Source organism: Ruminococcus sporogenes, from assembly GCF_054655175.1.
In genome coordinates this window covers 305,674-324,601 of sequence record NZ_BAAHOA010000001.1, presented here as the reverse complement: position 1 = coordinate 324,601, position 18,928 = coordinate 305,674, and the positions used below count along the sequence as shown (strand labels likewise).

Annotated in this window: 20 protein-coding genes; 11 read left to right on the top strand and 9 right to left on the bottom strand. The window is 38.3% G+C overall.

Annotated features, from left to right (window positions below; all coding sequences use genetic code 11):
- Nucleotides 1–205 precede the first annotated feature (205 nt).
- The 3 genes from ACYQ0N_RS01680 (at nt 206) to ACYQ0N_RS01670 (ending at nt 3,141) form a co-directional block, all read left to right on the top strand.
- Nucleotides 206–1,534 carry an aspartate kinase gene (locus ACYQ0N_RS01680; protein WP_460161680.1) on the top strand — a complete coding sequence of 443 codons (1,329 nt, stop codon included), beginning with the start codon at nt 206–208 and terminating at the stop codon, nt 1,532–1,534.
- Between the two features lie 109 nt (nt 1,535–1,643).
- The gene (locus ACYQ0N_RS01675) at nt 1,644–2,195 is read left to right on the top strand and encodes an RNA polymerase sigma factor (protein WP_177532384.1); all 552 of its coding nucleotides are present in this window, start codon (nt 1,644–1,646) and stop codon (nt 2,193–2,195) included.
- Nucleotides 2,128–3,141, top strand: a complete 1,014-nt coding sequence (locus ACYQ0N_RS01670) for a hypothetical protein (RefSeq protein WP_460161679.1) — start codon at nt 2,128–2,130, stop codon at nt 3,139–3,141. Before ACYQ0N_RS01675 ends, ACYQ0N_RS01670 begins: the two co-directional genes overlap by 68 nt.
- Before the next feature lie 13 nt (nt 3,142–3,154).
- On the opposite strand, the gene ACYQ0N_RS01665 is transcribed toward ACYQ0N_RS01670, so the two are convergent.
- Nucleotides 3,155–3,334 (bottom strand): type II toxin-antitoxin system antitoxin, encoded by a 180-nt coding sequence (locus tag ACYQ0N_RS01665; protein ID WP_177532382.1) that lies wholly within the window; start codon nt 3,332–3,334, stop codon nt 3,155–3,157.
- Between the two features lie 18 nt (nt 3,335–3,352).
- Nucleotides 3,353–4,351, bottom strand: a complete 999-nt coding sequence (locus tag ACYQ0N_RS01660; RefSeq protein ID WP_177532381.1) for an SPFH domain-containing protein — start codon at nt 4,349–4,351, stop codon at nt 3,353–3,355.
- 138 nt (nt 4,352–4,489) lie between these two features.
- Here ACYQ0N_RS01660 and ACYQ0N_RS01655 point away from each other — a divergent pair, with 138 nt between their 5' ends.
- Nucleotides 4,490–4,954, top strand: a complete 465-nt coding sequence (locus ACYQ0N_RS01655; RefSeq protein ID WP_177532380.1) for an aminoacyl-tRNA deacylase — start codon at nt 4,490–4,492, stop codon at nt 4,952–4,954.
- Nucleotides 4,955–5,047: 93 nt separating this feature from the next.
- On the opposite strand, the gene ACYQ0N_RS01650 is transcribed toward ACYQ0N_RS01655, so the two are convergent.
- From ACYQ0N_RS01650 to ACYQ0N_RS01635, 4 genes are all read right to left on the bottom strand, one after another.
- Nucleotides 5,048–5,818 (bottom strand): type III pantothenate kinase, encoded by a 771-nt coding sequence (locus ACYQ0N_RS01650; RefSeq protein ID WP_460161678.1) that lies wholly within the window; start codon nt 5,816–5,818, stop codon nt 5,048–5,050.
- A 15-nt stretch (nt 5,819–5,833) separates the two neighbouring features.
- On the bottom strand, nt 5,834–6,745 hold the full coding sequence (locus tag ACYQ0N_RS01645; protein WP_177532378.1) for a CAP domain-containing protein: 912 nt from the start codon (nt 6,743–6,745) through the stop codon (nt 5,834–5,836).
- Between the two features lie 11 nt (nt 6,746–6,756).
- Nucleotides 6,757–8,388 (bottom strand): glycosyltransferase, encoded by a 1,632-nt coding sequence (locus ACYQ0N_RS01640; RefSeq protein ID WP_177532377.1) that lies wholly within the window; start codon nt 8,386–8,388, stop codon nt 6,757–6,759.
- Between the two features lie 135 nt (nt 8,389–8,523).
- Nucleotides 8,524–8,901, bottom strand: coding sequence for a transcriptional repressor (locus ACYQ0N_RS01635; RefSeq protein ID WP_177532376.1), 378 nt, complete (start codon nt 8,899–8,901; stop codon nt 8,524–8,526).
- A gap of 203 nt (nt 8,902–9,104) precedes the next feature.
- Here ACYQ0N_RS01635 and ACYQ0N_RS01630 point away from each other — a divergent pair, with 203 nt between their 5' ends.
- Complete coding sequence (locus tag ACYQ0N_RS01630) at nt 9,105–10,736, top strand: hypothetical protein (RefSeq protein WP_177532375.1); 1,632 nt, start codon at nt 9,105–9,107, stop codon at nt 10,734–10,736.
- Nucleotides 10,737–10,804: 68 nt separating this feature from the next.
- Here the strand turns inward: ACYQ0N_RS01630 and ACYQ0N_RS01625 are convergent, their stop codons facing one another.
- From ACYQ0N_RS01625 to ACYQ0N_RS01615, 3 genes are read right to left on the bottom strand one after another with little or no spacing between them, the layout of a single operon-like run.
- A complete protein-coding gene (locus ACYQ0N_RS01625; protein ID WP_177532374.1) occupies nt 10,805–12,421 on the bottom strand; it encodes a potassium/proton antiporter in 1,617 nt (538 codons plus the stop codon).
- 24 nt (nt 12,422–12,445) lie between these two features.
- Nucleotides 12,446–12,715: a hypothetical protein gene (locus ACYQ0N_RS01620; protein ID WP_460161677.1), complete on the bottom strand. Its 270-nt coding sequence runs from the start codon at nt 12,713–12,715 to the stop codon at nt 12,446–12,448.
- Nucleotides 12,705–12,926 carry a DUF896 domain-containing protein gene (locus ACYQ0N_RS01615; protein ID WP_177532372.1) on the bottom strand — a complete coding sequence of 74 codons (222 nt, stop codon included), beginning with the start codon at nt 12,924–12,926 and terminating at the stop codon, nt 12,705–12,707. The genes ACYQ0N_RS01620 and ACYQ0N_RS01615 overlap by 11 nt, the downstream gene beginning before the upstream one ends.
- A 155-nt stretch (nt 12,927–13,081) precedes the next feature.
- On the opposite strand from ACYQ0N_RS01615, the gene ymfI reads away from it, so the two are divergent.
- The 6 genes from ymfI to ACYQ0N_RS01585 all read left to right on the top strand — a co-directional run bounded on the left by ymfI (nt 13,082) and on the right by ACYQ0N_RS01585 (nt 18,856).
- Complete coding sequence (gene ymfI / locus ACYQ0N_RS01610; RefSeq protein ID WP_460162160.1) at nt 13,082–13,807, top strand: elongation factor P 5-aminopentanone reductase; 726 nt, start codon at nt 13,082–13,084, stop codon at nt 13,805–13,807.
- A gap of 22 nt (nt 13,808–13,829) precedes the next feature.
- Entirely contained in the window at nt 13,830–14,420 is a 591-nt protein-coding gene (locus ACYQ0N_RS01605; protein WP_460161676.1) for an HD domain-containing protein, read from the top strand.
- Between the two features lie 194 nt (nt 14,421–14,614).
- A complete protein-coding gene (locus tag ACYQ0N_RS01600; protein ID WP_460161675.1) occupies nt 14,615–16,459 on the top strand; it encodes an LTA synthase family protein in 1,845 nt (614 codons plus the stop codon).
- Nucleotides 16,460–16,520: 61 nt separating this feature from the next.
- A complete protein-coding gene (locus ACYQ0N_RS01595) occupies nt 16,521–16,916 on the top strand; it encodes a thioesterase family protein (RefSeq protein WP_177532368.1) in 396 nt (131 codons plus the stop codon).
- 148 nt (nt 16,917–17,064) lie between these two features.
- Entirely contained in the window at nt 17,065–17,190 is a 126-nt protein-coding gene (locus tag ACYQ0N_RS01590; RefSeq protein WP_460161674.1) for a hypothetical protein, read from the top strand.
- 199 nt (nt 17,191–17,389) lie between these two features.
- Nucleotides 17,390–18,856: a dockerin type I repeat-containing protein gene (locus ACYQ0N_RS01585; protein ID WP_460161673.1), complete on the top strand. Its 1,467-nt coding sequence runs from the start codon at nt 17,390–17,392 to the stop codon at nt 18,854–18,856.
- Nucleotides 18,857–18,928 lie beyond the last annotated feature (72 nt).

Sequence of the window (18,928 nt, the reverse complement as noted above, 5' to 3'; positions counted from 1 at the left end):
TTGGAATAGAAAAACCATCTGTTTAATTTATATTACATTATACATATTTTACCGTATCGCCAATTGTACGCCTGTGGCAAACAAGCGTATTTACCAAAAGTACACACATATATAAGGAATAATTTGTAATCTATTACACTTGATTTTTTTAAACAAATACAATATACTATTAAAGTATGAGAATTATAGTTATAAGGAGAAATATATGAACGTCAAAGTTGTAAAATTCGGCGGGAGCAGTCTTGCGGACGCAAAACAGATAACAAAGGCCGCAAATATTATAAAAAGCGACAATACCCGCAGATTTGTGGTGCCGTCGGCTCCGGGCAAGCGGTACTCAGAGGACGTAAAGGTTACGGATATGCTTTATAACTGCAATAAGCTTGCAATGGAAAATAAAAGCATCGACAATGCATTTCAGTCAATAGCCGACCGTTATAACGATATCATTAAAGAGCTCGGTATAAATCTCTCTCTTGAAAACGAATTTGATACAATAAAGAAAAATATTGCGGCTAAGGCAGGAAGCGAATATTCCGCAAGCCGCGGCGAATATTTAAACGGTATTATCATTGCAAATCTTCTTGGCTTCGAATTTATCGACGCCGCCGATGTAATCGTTTTTAACTCTGACGGTTCATTCAATAACGACAAAACGCAGCCTAAGCTCCGCTCAAGGCTTGAGCGTGTAAAAGCGGCGGTTATTCCGGGCTTTTACGGAGCTGATGAAAAAGGGAATGTACGCACCTTTTCAAGAGGCGGATCGGACGTTACAGGCTCTATCATAGCGAGTGCTGTAAAGGCGGAGGTATATGAAAACTGGACGGACGTTTCGGGATTTTTAGTATCCGATCCGAGAATTGTTGACAGTCCTAAGTCTATAAGCGTTATTACTTATAAAGAATTGAGAGAGCTTTCATATATGGGAGCGACAGTCCTTCATGAGGACGCGATTTTTCCCGTTAGAACAGCCGGAATTCCTATAAATATCAAAAATACCAATCGTCCTGAGGACGCGGGAACAATGATAGTTTCAGACGTTTCCGACGACGAGCTGAACAAATATACAATAACGGGAATTGCAGGAAAAAAAGGCTTTGCAGCTATAAACATTGAAAAAGCCATGATGAATAGCGAGCTTGGCTTCTGCCGTAAGGTACTAAGCATTCTTGAAGATTTCAATATATCGATAGAACATATGCCATCAGGAATCGACACTCTTTCTCTTATCTTTCCTTACAGCAATATTGAGGGTAAGGAGGACGAGGTCATTTCAAAAATCAGAAAGGCCGTTTCTCCGGATCATATTGAGCTTGAAAAGGGAATTGCCATGCTTGCCGTAGTGGGCAGAGGCATGAGGCGCACAAGAGGTACGGCTGCAAGGATTTTTGCCTCTATGGCTCACGCCAGAATAAATGTAAAAATGATCGATCAGGGCTCCAGTGAGCTTAATATAATTATCGGTATCGGTGAAGAGGATTTTAACGAGGCCATACGCAGAATTTACGATATGTTTATCAATTCGATTGAATAATTTATTTAAATATAGAAACGCTGTCAGATAAAATTTTATCTGGCAGCGTTTTTTTCAACGTTTTAATAAGTTAACGCGTTTTATATACAGAAAAGGCGGTGATGAAAGCATGACGGATGATTACAGTACTGAATATATAAAAGAAATATATGAACGTAATGTCGACGATATTTATGGAATTTGCTTTTCATATCTGAAAAATATTCATGACTGTGAAGACGCGGTATCAGCAGTATTTGTAAAGCTAATGAAAAACAAACCTATTTTTCAGTCGCAGAAACAAGAAAAAGCATGGCTTATAATAACGGCTTGCAACCATTGCAAAAGTATACTGCGTTTTTCACTTCGACATCCCAGACTTGATATAAGCAATCTTCCGGAACAGGGTTACTGGGATAATACAGAAAACACTGAATTACTCGAAATTATATTGTCACTTCCCGAAAAATACAGAATAATACTGTATCTTCATTATTATGAAAGGTATTCCCTAAAAGAAATTTCAAAGATAGTAAATACTAATGAGTCGACAATCCGCTCACGTCTTTTTTACGGAAAAAAGAAACTTATGAAACTGATAGGAGGTACAGAATATGAAAAAATATATCGAGGTGATGGATCATATCAGACCAACAGATGTTCAGAAAAAACAGATGCTTGAAAATGCTTTTTCCGAAGCAAACCAAAAAAGAAAGATATTTCGATTTAAATATGGCTTAATTGCAGCTTTGATTTGTGTAATATTTTCCACAGCCGTTTTTGCCGATGAAATAAAAAATACATTTTATGGAATTTTTAACAGCGATAATATAGTTGGAGACAAAGTTTTAAATGATATTTATACTGATGGTAACGATCATGTTAAAATGTCAGTAAAAGAGGTTCTTTCAGATAAAATCAGCGCATACGCAATAGTTGAATATACAGCGCTTGATGAAAAAGGACGAATATGGCTTGATAATCTGCATGCCGTTCAAAAGCTTAATCCTTTAAAGCTTAATCCGTTAATCAAAGATAATAATGGTTCTCTTTACGGTGTTAATTTTTCTTACGGCTTTGAGGAAATCGAAAAATATCGAAGTGAAAAAATTCATGTTTTCAAGGTTATGTATCATGCTTCGGGTGAAAATTTCGGAACTGAATCTATACAGCTTTCTTATCCGCTTTGCAATAAATGGGAAAATAAGGTTATAATTGACGTTTCCGAGTCTTTAAGAACCGTTGACATAAAAATTGACAGCAGTCAAGCGCCCGATAAATACTATAAACCGCTTGGGATCAAGCTTTCGCCTATTAGCGCTCTTATATACGGCAAAGATTTAGGAATGATAGAATTCGGAAAAACCGCCTCCGGAGGTTATTATCAGAAAATAGTTCATTATGAAGAATTAGATTCTCTGAATCTCATCTTGAAAGACGGTTCAATATATAATATGCTTTTAACGGACAATGAAAATATGGTAAAATGTCAATCTATGATGACGCATGTTGGCAATCCGGCGCTTGACTATGACTGTATTATTTATACAGGTATATTCAAAGATTCCATTGATATTAGCTTGATTAAAGCAATAGAGCTTGACGGCGTATACTATGATCTGAATTAAAAATGCGGACGGTCTAACCGTCCGCATTTTCTCTTTTCCCTTTTTTGCGCTTCTTTACACATTCCGTAAGCAGAAATTCTATTTGACCATTGATTGATCGAAAATCGTCCTCCGCCCAATCCGCAAGCTCAGCCCACAATTTTGGGGACAATCTCAACACAATCTGTTTTTTCGAATCCTTTTTTTCCGCCAAGATTATCCCTCCATTTTATCAGTATATCGATCCGCTGTTCACTATCGGCTGTGCATCTTTATTTCCGCAGAGTACCACAAGTAGATTTGAGACCATCTGAGCTTTTCTTTCATCATCAAGATCGCAAACATTATTTTCAGCCAGATTCTTGAGAGCCATATCAACCATTCCTACAGCTCCCTCGACTATTTTCTGTCTTGCTTCTATTATAGCGGTCGCCTGCTGGCGCTGAAGCATAGCAGCCGCTATTTCAGGCGCATATGCAAGGTGAGTAATTCTTACCTCGTCAATATTAATTCCCGCTATCCTTACTTTGCCCTGCAGTTCCGTTCTCAGGCAGTCGGCAATTTCCTGACTCGATCCCCTGAGGGATTTTTCCTCGCCTTCATCCGAAACATCGTAAGGATAAAGTCTGACAATATTTCTTAATGCAGTATCCGCCTGTGCAGACAGAAAATCTTCATAATTATCAACATTAAAAACCGCCATTGCCGTGTTTTCAACATTCCATATGACGTTTATACCGATTTCAATAGGATTTCCAAGAACATCGTTTATTTTCTGCTTCTCATTTCTTAATGTCATAGCCTTAAGCGATATTTTCTTACTGATTCCTACAACGGCTATTTTAATATCGTTATTATTCTTGGCAGATTCGTTAGCCGCATTTACAGCATTATCATATTTAGGACTTACAGCGGTACAAAAAGGATTCACAAAGAAAAAGCCGTCATTTTTAAGCGTACCCACATACTTACCGAAAAAAGTCAACACCAACGCTTCGTTAGGCTTCATTACCTTAAATCCGCAGTCTATAATTATAGCGGCGATAAACGCGATACTTCCTAATATTATTAAGGCTGTTCCCGCAAACGCTTTATTAACTGTACAAAGAAAAATACCTCCTATAAGACCTCCAATAAAAGCCAGATAAAGAATAATGCTAAGAAACAGCATGGACCATCCGCTTTTGGCTTTTAAAACCTTTTCTTCAGTTATCATTTGTTTCGTTTCCATAATTTCATCCTCCAGACGTTATTATAATGATATCATTCTGATATCATTATAATAACACTAACCGGAGCTTTTGTCAAGCGGTTTTATTGATTTCTTGTAGAAAATATGATATTATAATGTTATGAAAGGACGATCTGCATGGAAAAAACTAATGTCATAAGAATTATTGAGAGAAAAAAATTAAAATATAATTATCATTTTTATAATCCGGAAACAGTAAACGGAGCCGAAGTTGCCGCATTTTTAAAGGAAGATCCGGAAAGAGTATTCAAAACGCTTGTAACCGTTGGAAATAGCAATAAAAATTATGTTTTTATGGTACCCGTATGCCAAGAGCTTGATTTAAAAAAGGCCGCAAAAGCTGTAGCAGAAAAATCTATTGAAATGATAAAATCAAAAGATCTGTTTTCGCTTACAGGTTATATACACGGCGGCTGTTCACCGATCGGTATGAAAAAACAGTTTACCACCGTCGCACATATAACCGCAGAAAAATTCAGTTCAATTTATTTCAGCGGCGGTAAATTAGGATGTCAGATTGAAATGCCGTTTGAAACGCTGAAAACAATCGTCCCCGTAAGAACTTACGATATTATAAAATAAAAGAGCATAGCGTCCCGTTCGGTAGTTTAACTGATTCACTTAACTAAATAATATAAAAAAACACACGGATTTCAAACCGTGTGTTTTTTCGTTTTATATCGTCCTATTTTTATTATATATAAGAACAAGTCCCTTCAGCAAGAGCTCATTATCCAAAATAATTTTTCTGCGACAATAGGGAATTATCTTATCAGCCAGCAAGCCGGTAGCGACAACGTTCGCCCCGCATCCTATTTCTTCCTCAAGCCTGTCTATCAGCCCGTCTACCGAAGCGGCCGTACCATAAACCGCACCGCTTTTCATACATTCAGCTGTATTGCTGCCTATGATTTTTCTGGGCGGTTCAACGGCAATTCTCTGCAGCAAGGAGGTTTTTTCTATTAACGCTTCTAAAGCAGTAGTAACGCCGGTCAATATCATACCGCCTATATAATTCCTGTTTTGATCTATAACCGAAACAGCCGTAGCCGCACTGAAATCAAATATAATAAGCGGAGCGCCGTAATAAGCAATCCCCGCTACAGCTCCGGCAACAAGATCCGCCCCTAACTGAGCCGGATTATCAATAATTATGCTAAGACCGGTTTTAATTCCGGGTCCTACTACCATCATCCTATTCGATATGATTTTTTCAGCCGCTTCTTTGACGATTGACGTTACCGACGGAACCACCGAGGCTATTATTCCGCCATGAATCAAACTTTTTTCAATACCGTGTATTTCAAAAATATTTTTAATTAATATGGCATATTCCAACGGCGTTCTGCTCGTTTGAGTTGAAAATCGCTCGACAAATATAAATTTATCGTCTTTGCTGCATCCTACTACAACATTTATATTTCCTATATCAATAGTTAAAATCATTTAAACGCTCCGTAACTAATCCTGTATAAAAAACTGAGTCCAGTAATACTGATACTGCGTATCAGACTTTTCATAATATCCGACGCCCATTTTTGTAAAATAAGGATCGAGTATATTATCACGATGTCCCTCTGAATTCATCCAGCCTTTTACAACCGCCTCAGGAGAAGAATATCCTCCGCCTATATTTTCTCCGGCATAATTATAAGAGATATTCATCTCTTTCAAAACGGTAAAGCATTCTTTTCCGTCAGGTCTGGTATGAGACATATTTGAAGATATTTCAGTCGCCCTTTTTTGCGCGGCGTTGCACAAGGAATTATCAAGCGTCAAGGCCTTTAATCCCCGTGAAATTCTCTCCTTGTTTACAAGTTCAAAAACTCTGTTTACATATTCCTCCTTTTTCTGTCTTTCAGCCAACTCGTTTTCTATGGAATTCTGAATTAACATTTTACTAATGTCAACTGCGTCGTAAAGATCCACAACTCCGTCGAGATTGTAATCCGCAGCAAACTCGCGGAACCCTCCGCCGAATGAATAGGTATTTATCAGATACCGTGAAATCAATATGGCGTCATAAAGATCTGTTGTTCCATCGCCGGTTGAATCGCCTCTTAATCCGATTTTAACATTAATATCAGTAGGAACCTGATTTACATAAACCGTTATTACATAATCTTCCTGACCTGTCTTATATACGCTGCAAGGGGCCGCTCCGTTAAAGCTTATGCTTTCAAGAGCCTCCTGACTTACCGGCATTCCGTATTCGTTGACGTCTGTCAATCCCCAGTATTTAAAGGATAAATCATCGGAATAATACCAATGCTTACCCTTGTCGCTGAATTGTGCCGACGCTCCGTAGCCCGATGGCTGTATCAGCAAAAGTGACAGTGAAAGAGAGATCAGAAGCTTAATCGTCCTCTTCATAAATATCACCCTCATAAAATTTTTTTAAAGCATTCGCAAGCATAGCGATTGTATTCTTCATAATCAACATTCATTGTTTTAATTTTGCCTTCCCGAAAAAGCTTCATACCGGAAATGATCCCCTCTTTGCTGTCGTCAATTAAAACTCCTCCGTATTTTCTCATAAAACTGCGAGGACCGGGTATATCTGTAGCAACCACCGGTAACCCGAGCGAATCGGCTTCTAAAATAACAAGCCCCAGCCCCTCATATTCTGACGGCAGAATAAACAGATCACATTTTTTTAAAACAGGCATAGGGTTTTCCATTGAACGTATTAGTATAATATTTCCACCTGATTTCCGTGCATATTCAACAGTTTGACTGTAAAGCTCCCCCCTGCCTCCTATAATTATAAGGCATGCGTTAGTATCGGGATATTCGACGCAATACTCTTTAAACGCGTCAATTAGGCGCATATGTGATTTTTCAGGAGAAAATCTTCCGATAGTTATAAATTTTTCAGTATCTGAATTCAATAATTCCAATAGCTCGCCAAGAGATATGGTAGAATCTGTTTTCGGTTGAAATTCAACAGGCATTTTTGATTTTTTTAAAACAGTTTTATAATCATGACAATTCGGAACTACAACCATATTTCCGCCGCCCCCGCTTATCCGGCGTGCGCTCTCCCTCATATCCTCGGTAACCAGCGCAACAGTATCATAATTACAGTAAGCGTTTTTAAGCGTAGGCAAATGCTGATTATTTCTCTGCTTTATTTCCGAGACCATATCATTATGGACAAATATAATCCTGTTACCGTCAAATTGTTCAAACAGATTTATTATACCGTATTCATATCCTGTAAACTGGACGGCGGTACTGACATTAAATTCTCCGAAAAGCCTTTTCCATTCACGCCTGAAAAATTTCTCAAGCCGTTTTATAATAACGCCTGATGAAATATCAAGCTTAAAGTATAAGCAATAACAAATGAGCTCTGAAACAGACATACAGAATTCTCCTGCTATTGGAGCTTTACGAAATCTATCAGGAAGCTTATTTAGTCTTTCAGGATTTTTTCTGATAGAATTTTCCCGATATGTGAGAATATAATCCGAATCGCCGTCAAGATTTGAAAGCAGATTCAACAGAGACGTTGTAAGACCGTTCTGTGCCAAAGAACCGGTATATATAAGAACCCTTTTTTTAATGACAACGTCCTTTTTCATTAAAGGTTCGCGTTCCGCTATTTCAGATATAACGTCACGGTTATAGCCGATAAGGATTTCTCCTGAAAAAATGCCGTTTACATTAAATTCTTTTAAAAAACCTGATACGTCGGCATTTTCTGAAAAAAGAAGATAATCGGCATATGACAGCAGTCTCTGATATCTTCCGAAAAAAACGTCCGGCGAAAACTCACAGATAAGTATTATAATCTGTCCTCTTTTTTTAATAAACCTATCAGGCAGAGAACCATCCGATACTATATACTGTGCATTCGCATAAGATCTTATTCTTTTTAAGCGGCAGGGAATATTTATTCTGTCATTGTCGCTGTAAACAGTTCCTGATTTTATATTTTTTTTATATTTCAAAAGATATATGCTTTCAGCAGTAGAATTCAGAATCCTTCTGATAGCAGATTTTATTTCCATCGGAGCTCCTTTTTAACTTACATTAACAAAAAAGCGCCTTATATAAGGCGCTTTTTTGTTAATGTGGTATAGAGAAAGAAAAGAACAATGAAGATACCGTAAATTTGCATTTCAAGTATCCATATTCTGTTTTTGTTATTTATCGGCACATACCCCGCAAACGCCTTCCATTACCAAAGTATCAATATCTATTTCAAAATCAATACTTTCCTTGAGTTTATCCTTTACAGACGACAGCTCGCTGATATCAACATCAAATACCTTGCCGCACTTACGGCAGATCAAATGCTGATGTCTTGTCAACGTTCCGTCAAAGCGGTCAGACCCGCCCGGAACATTTATTTTTTTTAGCATATTATTTTCAGCCAAGTAATTCAGATTTCTGTAAACAGTCCCCAAGCTCAATTCGGGATGATCTTTTTTTAAAAGCTTATAAACATATTCCGCTGTAGGATGAACCCTGTTTTTAAAAACGGCCTCCATTATAAGCTCTCTTTGCTTTGAATAGCGCATAAAAACAAATCCTTGAAAATCGTAACCTAATCTATTGCTATTATAACAAATTTTCGCTTATATGTCAAGTGTTTTTTGAAAAAATCATACAATATTTTACACTTTTTCTATCTTGCAAGTATTACCATTAAATTAAAATTTTTCTTGACTTTTTATGTAATTAGTAATATAATAATCTTAAAAATTGTAAAAGGAATGAGATTATGAAAATCAAGCAAAATTCTCTCGCCTTGAAAAAAATAGATTCTGCAGGTAAAATAATATATAGGTCAGGGCAATGGATAATTCTTGTATTATGCTTTCTGATATTTATTTATCTAACTTTTCAGAGCCTGCTTTATACTACAAGTATTTATAATGCTCCTGATGATCCGTCGACAGTCATAATGATGCATGATAATTTTTATATAAACGCGGCGGTTATTTCAATTGCATTTATCTGCGGAATTCTTTTCCTACAGAGGCTCATGGATAAAATAAACCCGAAGATTTTCGGCGCCGCGCTTCTCGTCTATACATTTTTATTAGGACTTATCTGGAATCTTCTCACCAAAACGTCTCCTGCTCACGATTCATACAATATTCTTTCAGGATCTCAGCAATTTGCCATTAACGATTACACTCCGCTCATGCCTGAAAACGATTATTTTTATGATTATCCGTTTCAGCTCGGCTATGCATTCGTCGGAGAAATAATAATACGAATTTTCGGTGATAACGCATATTTTATTCTTCAGCTTTTAAATATTCTTGCGTCCGTAGGAATATCCGCGTCTTTAATAACTTTCGCAATACTTATTTTCAAAAAAAGAAAAACTGTAAATTTCACCATTCTATTTCTATTCGGCTGCATTCAGCCTATATTATTTACAACCTTTCATTACGGCAATCTTCTCGGCTTTTCCTTATCCCTATGGGCAATGGTATTCACTTGCGTTTATTTGAAAAACCGTAAAAAGCGATTCATCATATTTTCAGCCGTTTTTATTTCAGCGGGAATCATATGCAAATCAAACAGTCTTATTATTTTAACTGCGATCTGCATAATCCTCATTCTTGATTTTCTTAAAACTCATAAGCTTGCCAATATTACCGCTATCCTGATATCAGTTATAATGGGAATAGGACTTAATCAGCTGATAATTTTTCAATATGAGCAAAGAGCAGACGTTTCACTGGGAGGAGGAGTTCCAAAGATACTATGGCTTGATATGGGGCTTCAGGAAACGTCAGATCCCAACCGTCCGGGATGGTATAATCCGGAATACACTGTAATAAGATACAATTCCATGAACAAAGATGAAAAGGCCGCGGCAGACAGCGGAATAAGAGATATAAAAAAACGTATCTCAAAGCTGATTTCCTCTCCGGCGGAACGAGCGAACTTTTTTGCCACTAAGACGCTTAGTCAATGGAACGATCCTCTTTATATGTCTATATGGGTAAGCTCTACCAGAGGGGCAAGAGAAGAACCCGGCAGCTTTGTAAAAAGCATGTATTCCGGAAATGCGGGAATACTTACGGAAAACTACGCGAATTTCTATCAGTCGTTCATATTTCTTTTCGCTTCGGCGGGAATGCTCGTTATTCTGAAACGTCGAAATATCAGACGCAATAGCTTTATAGCCGTTCTTCCTTTAATCTTCATCGGAGGATTTCTCTATCACCTGTTTTTCGAAGCTATGCCGCAGTATAACGTTACATATTTTACGCTGTTTATACCAATAGCCGCGTTCGGATTTTCAGAATGCTGTGAAAAATATCATGATTCATTAATTGGATTTATAAAATATAAATTCAGAAAAAGCAAAACTAAATCAGAGGAATCAGTATAAAAAATATGCGCCTCCAAAAGCGTCCGACTTTTGGAGGCGCATATCATTATCAGCGATCCTTCTTATAGCTATATGCTGTTTTCCGAATCCGGAACATGTATAACAAGCACGTCGTTTTCCGCAATATCGGTAGGACCTCTCGGAATTACAACCTCGGAGCCGCGTTTGATCAATATTACAAAAGCGTCAGATTCAGCTGAAAATTCCGAAATTTTTTTCCCGATCCATCTGCTTCCGGTATGTATTTTCTGCTCGGCAAATTGAACTGCTCCGCTTCCCTGATAAACAGGGGCGCTTACGACGACGATATCGTCCTCACGAAGAACAGTCTTCCCGTTTGGTATAATACGTTCACCGTTTCTGATAATCAGTACGAACAGCAGATCCCAGGGAATAGATAATTCTCTGATTCTTTTATTAAGCCACGGGTGCTCGTCGCCTGTTATCGTCAGCTTGATAAACTGAACGTCCAGCTCTTCGGCATAGTCGTTGAAGGTTTTTAGAACATTTTCGTTTTTATCTATCATGCCCAGCTTTTTAGACATAAACGGTATAAGAGTACCCTGACATGTTATAGATATAAGAACGATGCAAAATACTATATGAAAAATGTCGTCGGTAAGCGAATCGACATTAACTGAGGCCATGATTGCAAAAACAATAGACGCCGCGCCGCGGAGACCGGACCACGAAACAAGAAGCTGCTGAGGTATACTGCATTTAAGAGGGGTAAGTATTGCAAAAACTGCCGCCGGTCTTGCGACAAAGGTAAGAAACAAAGCAATTGCAAGAGCCGCCGGAAATACCTGAGGAAGCGAGGAAGGAAAAGAAAGCAGCCCCAAAAGGAAAAATATAAGCATCTGCATAAGGCCTGTCAGTCCGTCAAAGAAATGAACCATCGACTGCTTATTCTTTATATCGGAATTTCCCAGAATAATTCCTACAATATAAGCGCTCAAATATCCGTTTCCGCTTATAACAGACGGCAGCGCATATGAAAGCACTGCGACGCCAAGAACAAAAACGGCGTCAAATCCTTCTGTTGAGAATTTAAAATGCGTAAGCACAAACCTTGCTCCCAGAGCTATAACGACGCCGATGACTATTCCATAAACAAATTGTGCAAATATAAGATAAAGTATCTCAAGTCCGCTGACGCTTGAATTCATTGCGGAAATCATGATTGCCGTAAGCATATATGAACAAGGATCGTTGCTTCCGCTTTCCATTTCAAGCAGAGAAGCGGTATTTTCCTTAAGACCCAGCTTTTTTGAACGCAGTATCGAAAAAACCGAGGCTGCGTCGGTAGAGCTTATAACCGAGCCGATCAGCATACTTTCGAGCCAGTCCATACCTAAGGCAAACCTGCAAAATAATCCTGTTATCCCCGCGGTTGCCGCTACTCCGACCGTGGACAAAAGCACAGATTTTACAGCTACGGGCTTTGCCTCGCTCCAGCGTGTGCCAAAGCCTCCGTAGAACATAATAAAAATAAGAGCTATTGAACATATTTTTTCCGCAAAAGGAAAATCGGCAAAAGGAATTTTAAATATTCCGTCCGAGCCGAAGGTCATCCCAAGCAAAATAAAAGCAAGAAGAACGGGGACTCCCAGTTTACCGGAAATTTTATTGAAAATTACGCAAATCAGAATTACAGAAGACGCAATAAGTAACGATAGAGCCATGTACTACCCCTTTGCACGTTCACATTATATGGCCAGCGATATAAAATATCCTGCCAAAAGAGCCAGAAGAACTGCCGCCATTATAAAAGTAACCGCAGCAGTTTTTTTCTTGCCGGATTTGAAATATTCAATTCCGTTCCAAATTGCTACGGCAATAAGAAGCACAGATGAAACGGGCAAAGTAATCTTTCTCGATACTATTTTAAAGATACCGAGAAAAAGAATTATCATTACGACTACACATAATATTATGCGAATTAACGCGGTATTTTTCTGCTGTTTGTTATTTTCCATTTTCTTTTACCTCCGTTTTACAAACCTTTTTCTTAGAGCCGTCCGGCTGTAGTATAAACGTGTTGTCAAGCTGCGCCTCAAGACTGCAAATTATGCTTTTACGGTATTCTGTCCTGAGAGCCTCCTGCTCAAGCTTCTCCTCAGGTGACAGAACCGTTTCTCTTGATTTTCGGGCAAGATAATTTATACGGTCGATTTTTTCCTGTTCCATTGGTACCTCCTTTCATCCTGATTCATAGATAATGCTATTTAATTATATCATATTTTTCTTTTTTCTTCAACAGGCAGTTGATTTTTTATAATAATATTGATATTATAGATAGTATATATTGCTTTAATGATATAAAATCTATAGTTAAAGGAAAGATCAATATGAAAAAAGCCGCGATAATTACCGGAGGGTCAAGAGGAATCGGAAGGGCTTTGGCAATCAGGCTTGCCGAAGACGGATATATTCCAATAATAAATTACCTTGAAAGCAGGGCAGAAGCGGAGGACTTGGCAAAGCTGACCGGCGGAGAGGCTATATGCGCCGACGTTTCCGACCTCACGTCCGTTAAGGAAATGACCGACCAGGTCTATAATAAATTCGGCGGTATAGACGTTCTGGTCAATAATGCCGGAATATCTGTAACAGGACTTTTTACGGATATAACGCCAAAGCAGGAGCAGAAACTTATCGATATAAATATAAAAGGCGTTTTTAACGCTTCACGCTGCGTTCTTCCCTATATGATAAGAGCAAAATCAGGTAAAATCGTCAATATATCTTCCATGTGGGGACAATCCGGCGCTTCATGCGAGGTACATTACTCTGCAACAAAAGCGGCGGTAATCGGATTTACAAAGGCTCTTGCCAAAGAAGTAGGCCCTTCTGGAATAAACGTAAACTGCATCGCGCCCGGAGTGATTGATACTGATATGAACGCACACTACGACAGTGAAGATATCAGCGTCCTAAAGGAGAATACGCCGCTTCAGCGAATAGGCGCCGCCGAGGACATCGCACAGACAGCGGCGTTTCTGGTTTCAGATGCCGCCTCGTTTATCACCGGACAGATAATAGGCGTAAACGGCGGATTTATTATTTAATATATATGACAGGAGAATTGTAATGCTTAATGAAAGACTTAAAAAACAGATCGAATTTATAAAGGAAATAGACAAGTTAAAGGCAATAAAACGTCAGACTCTGCTTATTAATGAGGATAGGGCGGAAAACGACGCGGAGCATAGCTGGCATTTGGGAATGCTTGCTTTTCTTCTGGCAGAATATTCAAACGAAAATATTGATATACTTAAAACGATGAAAATGACGCTTATCCATGATATCGTAGAAATAGACGCGGGCGATACTTACTGCTATGACGAGGAGGGATACAAAACAAAACCTGACAGAGAATCCAAAGCCGCAGAGAGAATCTTCGGAATGCTTCCCGAAGATCAGTATGAGGAACTGATAGGACTTTGGCGGGAATTCGAGGATATGAAAACACCCGAATCAAAATTCGCCTGCGTTCTCGACCGACTTCAGCCTATATTGCTTAATTATTCTAAGGGAGGAGTTTCATGGATAAATCACGGCGTAAGCCGGGAACAGGTTAGAAACAGAAATCTGTGCACAAAAGAAGGCTCTGACGAATTATATAATTATATAATGAGTATTATCGACAGCGCCGCAGATGAAGGAATGCTGAAAAAATAATACTGTTGTTAATTCCGCCAAAAACAAAGATTAAATAAATGTAAAGTTTATTTAAAGAGTAGAACTGTTTAAAAAGTAGGTGAAAAAAGAAAAAATAATATTGAAGTTTATTATTTCATGTGATATATTATAAAATGGATTCAGAAATAAAAAATAATATTTTTTAATACTGAAAAGAAAGAATGAGGGATCAAATGAAAGAAAAACTTATTGCCGTAAAAGAAAGAATAAATAGCTTTAACGGCAGACGCAATGAAAACTCCCGGAAATATAAGATGACCAATCTGCTGCTTACAGTTTTATTTCCCGTTTTTATAGTTTGTATGGCAGAAATAAATCAGGCGAAAAAGCCCGCTAAATTTATACTTTTCGTCGCTGAAAGACCGTCGGTAATGCTATTTAATATACTTATCGCATCGCTGATATTCTATGGACTTATGCTGCTTTTTAAAAAAGGCTGGATTGCCGCAGCTATTCAGTCGTTTATCTATATGGCGCTTAGTATAACGGAGCTTTTTAAATTCAATACGAACGGCAACCATCTTATTATGACTGATATGAAGCTTGTTAAGAGCGTAAAAAGCCTTACATCCTTCGCTTATATAAAAATAACGCCCGTTCTGATAGCATATGTATTAATCGTTCTTATTTATCTTGGCGCCGTTTTCTGGTTCAATCCTAAAATGAAGCTGAAAATTACAAGGCGTATCGTTCCTGCCTTGGCATGCATAGGAGCATGCGTTTCAGTTGTTACAATACCGGCAATATCCAAGCCTGTTTATTCACTTTTTGATCTTGATACAACGGCTGCCGACAACACCTTCAAGCTCAATGAAAAATTTGAAAATAACAGCTTTCTCGCATTTTTCTGCCAGACTGCTTCAGAAAATCTTGCCAATCGTTTAACTGAACCGGAAAACTACAACGACGATACGGTAGCCGCTATGATGAACGTAAACATTGATGACGCGGAAAACACTTCTTTTGAAAATAAAAAGCCGAATGTTATTATGATAATGTCTGAAGCGTACGCAGATTTCAGACGATTTGAGGATCAGCTTGATTTAAATATCGGAGATACATACGACGGCTTTGACAGCGTCGCCGATCAGGGCTATAAGGGAACGGCAATTGTTCCTACTTACGCAAGCTGGACTGTCAGAACTGAATTTGAGCTTAATTTCGGACTTCCCGTAAGATCCTTAAACGATCCTAATATGCCTCAGCGTTTGCTGCTCGACAGAGCTCAGCCTACAATAGCTTCATATTATAAAAGCTGGGGTTACTCCACCGCTTATGTTCACCCGTTTATGGGATCGTTTTATAGCAGACAGAGAGTATATGCTAATTTCGGATTCGATAAGCTTATTTTTGACGAGGACTTTACGGTTCCGATAAATTATTATGGAACATACATTGACGATCAGACTGTATTCAACCAGATTGAAAAGCTTATTAATGAAACTGACGAACCGCTTTTCCTGCATACAACTACAATGCAGAATCATCAGCCATACGATCAGGGAGAAAACCCGGAAGACGAAATGGGCAATTATTTTCAGTGGATTTCTAAAACAGGTACAGATTTTGAAGCGTTTATAAATAATCTTTCCGATATAGACGAGCCGACTATTGTATTTATGATAGGAGATCATTATCCGTCGCTTAAAGGTGAAAACAGCGTTTACGATCAACTGGGTATGAACGGCGACAATTGCAGCGTGCTTTATGAGCAGCCGTACATTTTATGGAGCAACTATGAGCTTGATTACAGCACCATTCCGGAAGAGAAGCTTTCCGCTTTTTATATGCCTTATGTTATCATGGATCTTATAGACGCTCCTAAGGATAGCTTTATTCAAGCAATGGATAATAAAATGGACACTCTTCCCATTTACTCAACAAATTATGATTCATCTGTCGGAAGAGATGAAGAGCTTGATATTTTAACTTATGACAGAATACTTGGAGATATAGTTTCCTCTAATGCAATACCTGAGGAATTACGCAAAACTGCGGAAGAGGCAGAAAACGACTGATATTAATAACAGGGCGTCCGTAAATCCGGATGTCCTTTATTTTAGGTGAAAGGAATAAAAAATGAAAGAAATTAAAGCAGGAATGAAATCGTCGGCAGAAACTGAAGTTAATAAAGAAAACCTCGCCGTTACAATCGGCAGCGGATCCCTTGAAGTCTTCGCAACTCCGATGATGGCAGCCCTCATGGAAAATGCGGCGTCAAAGGCTGTAGCGGCAGCATTGGAAAATGATGAAACAACGGTCGGTACCATGCTAAATATTACTCACACTTCCGCAACGCCAGTCGGAATGAAAGTTACCGCTTACGCAGAGGTTATTCAGTCGAATGGACGAGAAATTACATATCATGTTACAGCTGAGGACGAAAAGGGTATTATTGGCGAGGGAACTCACAAAAGATTTATTGTTTCGGCAAATAAATTTGTCAATAAAACAAACTCAAAATTAAATGCATAATTGAATTTTTTCTAAATATTCGGTAATAATATTTATGCGGTTTAATACCGTTGTTAAATACAGCCGCCGCTTGCTGAAAAAGCGGAACCGTATTCATAAAATAACGCTTTACAGCTATATTTTATAACTGCGGTCTATGGAGATTAAAATGAATAATCAGAAAAACAGTCAGAATCAGCAGAACAACAAGAATAACCAGAACCAGCAGAACAGCCAGAATCAGCAGAACAACCCCAACAGCCAGAACCAGCAGAATAATCAGAACAACAGATAAAAAATCAACAAATTAACAAGGACCTGTAAAAAAACAGGTCCTTATTTTTTATAAATAAAAAAACAACTTAATAAATGGAAAAAATTATCTATTTCGTAGATTGACATTTTTTGATAGAAATGATAAAATTATTAATATAGATAAAGTATGACTTATCTTTTGATACGAATTTTAAAACTTAATGAATGAGAGGTAAAGTATGGACTTAAAAAAGAAGATTGCATCTGCTTTGTCTGCTGCAATCGTACTTATGACATCAGTTCCGGCGCTGGGCGTTTCCGGTGCGGCAGTTATTAACGGCGGGTTTATTAAAGGCGACATAAACCTTGATAAACAGGTTTCATCTGCGGATATCGTTGCCGTATCTCAGTATCTTGCCGGAAAATCAACTCTGACTGAGGAAGAGCTTGTTATTGCGGATATGAACGACGACGGAATTGTAAACATTTTTGATCAGATACTTATTAAAAGGACCGTTCTTACAATCAGGGATATTGTTGAGATTCCTGAAGAAACTGATCCGACAGAGGCTACCGATCCAACAGAATCGACAGAGCCTTCTACCGAGGAAGCGACTACTACTGTAACCGACGTTACCGAGCCTTCCACCGAGGTAGTTACTACTACTGTAACCGACGTTACCGAGCCTTCAACTGAGGAAGTTACTACTATTGTAACCGACGTTACCGAGCCTTCCACTGAGGAAGTTACTACTATTGTAACCGACGTTACCGAGCCTTCCACTGAGGAAGTTACTACTATTGTAACCGACGTTACCGAGCCTTCCACCGAGGTAGTTACTACTACTATAACCGACGTTACCGAGCCTTCCACCGAGGTAGTTACTACTATTGTAACCGACGTTACCGAGCCTTCAACTGAGGAAGTTACTACTACTGAAACAATTTCATTGCCTTATGAATTTAAAATTGCCCCGGATAATGAAGATAATGTAGAATCCATTAAGTTTACCGTTGTCTCTGATAAGGACGACATAGCATATAACGGCGCGGTACAGTTTATTGTAAACGGAGAGTACAGTTCAGATTACGATGTTGTCTTTTCTAACAATGATTCTAATGAGTTTGAGATCAAAGTACCTGAAAATATAACTGATCCTACTGCAATTACATCTATAAAGATTGTAAAATACTGGCAGTCGGACGAAACCGCAAATCTTGCTCTGTCAAACGTTAAAGCAGTTGTCGGCGGCAATGAAACAGATTCTTATGAAGAGCCTGCAAAAACAGCGGATTCAAAGACTATACCGCTCTATTCAATAGGTTCAAATTCTTTCTGGAATGACGGAAATGCAAACCTTTCATCTGAATGCGTTCTCCCGGAAATAAAGGAAAACGGAACCTATACCGCTAAAATCGTTTTAGCTGAAGGTTCTAATACAATAGAATTCCTTGCACTTGCATTTGACGGCCTTTCATCTTCTGATTTTAAGGATCTTGCTTTTAAAGTAAAATCCATTAAAGTTGACGATACTGAGCTTGAAACCGCTGATTTATCAAAGGTATCGGTAAATACCAATATTGAAGGCTCAACAAGAATTTACCTGACCGATACATGGACAACAACAAAGGTCGAGGCTATTCCGTCAGACACTTCTGTAAATCAAAGTATTGAAATCGAATTTACTGTCAGCGGTATAGAATAAAAAAGATTTAATAAATAAATCAGGCGCTTTCCATATGGAAAGCGCTTTTGTTTATATATACAAAATAATAAT

Coding starts and splice junctions, on each gene's coding strand:
- ACYQ0N_RS01680 (WP_460161680.1), top strand. CDS start 206: ATGAACGTCAAAGTTGTAAAATTCGGCGGGAGCAGTCTTGCGGACGCA.
- ACYQ0N_RS01675 (WP_177532384.1), top strand. CDS start 1,644: ATGACGGATGATTACAGTACTGAATATATAAAAGAAATATATGAACGT.
- ACYQ0N_RS01670 (WP_460161679.1), top strand. CDS start 2,128: ATGAAAAAATATATCGAGGTGATGGATCATATCAGACCAACAGATGTT.
- ACYQ0N_RS01660 (WP_177532381.1), bottom strand. CDS start 4,351: ATGGAAACGAAACAAATGATAACTGAAGAAAAGGTTTTAAAAGCCAAA.
- ACYQ0N_RS01655 (WP_177532380.1), top strand. CDS start 4,490: ATGGAAAAAACTAATGTCATAAGAATTATTGAGAGAAAAAAATTAAAA.
- ACYQ0N_RS01650 (WP_460161678.1), bottom strand. CDS start 5,818: ATGATTTTAACTATTGATATAGGAAATATAAATGTTGTAGTAGGATGC.
- ACYQ0N_RS01645 (WP_177532378.1), bottom strand. CDS start 6,745: ATGAAGAGGACGATTAAGCTTCTGATCTCTCTTTCACTGTCACTTTTG.
- ACYQ0N_RS01640 (WP_177532377.1), bottom strand. CDS start 8,388: ATGGAAATAAAATCTGCTATCAGAAGGATTCTGAATTCTACTGCTGAA.
- ACYQ0N_RS01635 (WP_177532376.1), bottom strand. CDS start 8,901: ATGCGCTATTCAAAGCAAAGAGAGCTTATAATGGAGGCCGTTTTTAAA.
- ACYQ0N_RS01630 (WP_177532375.1), top strand. CDS start 9,105: ATGAAAATCAAGCAAAATTCTCTCGCCTTGAAAAAAATAGATTCTGCA.
- ACYQ0N_RS01625 (WP_177532374.1), bottom strand. CDS start 12,421: ATGGCTCTATCGTTACTTATTGCGTCTTCTGTAATTCTGATTTGCGTA.
- ACYQ0N_RS01620 (WP_460161677.1), bottom strand. CDS start 12,715: ATGGAAAATAACAAACAGCAGAAAAATACCGCGTTAATTCGCATAATA.
- ACYQ0N_RS01615 (WP_177532372.1), bottom strand. CDS start 12,926: ATGGAACAGGAAAAAATCGACCGTATAAATTATCTTGCCCGAAAATCA.
- ACYQ0N_RS01605 (WP_460161676.1), top strand. CDS start 13,830: ATGCTTAATGAAAGACTTAAAAAACAGATCGAATTTATAAAGGAAATA.
- ACYQ0N_RS01600 (WP_460161675.1), top strand. CDS start 14,615: ATGAAAGAAAAACTTATTGCCGTAAAAGAAAGAATAAATAGCTTTAAC.
- ACYQ0N_RS01595 (WP_177532368.1), top strand. CDS start 16,521: ATGAAAGAAATTAAAGCAGGAATGAAATCGTCGGCAGAAACTGAAGTT.
- ACYQ0N_RS01590 (WP_460161674.1), top strand. CDS start 17,065: ATGAATAATCAGAAAAACAGTCAGAATCAGCAGAACAACAAGAATAAC.
- ACYQ0N_RS01585 (WP_460161673.1), top strand. CDS start 17,390: ATGGACTTAAAAAAGAAGATTGCATCTGCTTTGTCTGCTGCAATCGTA.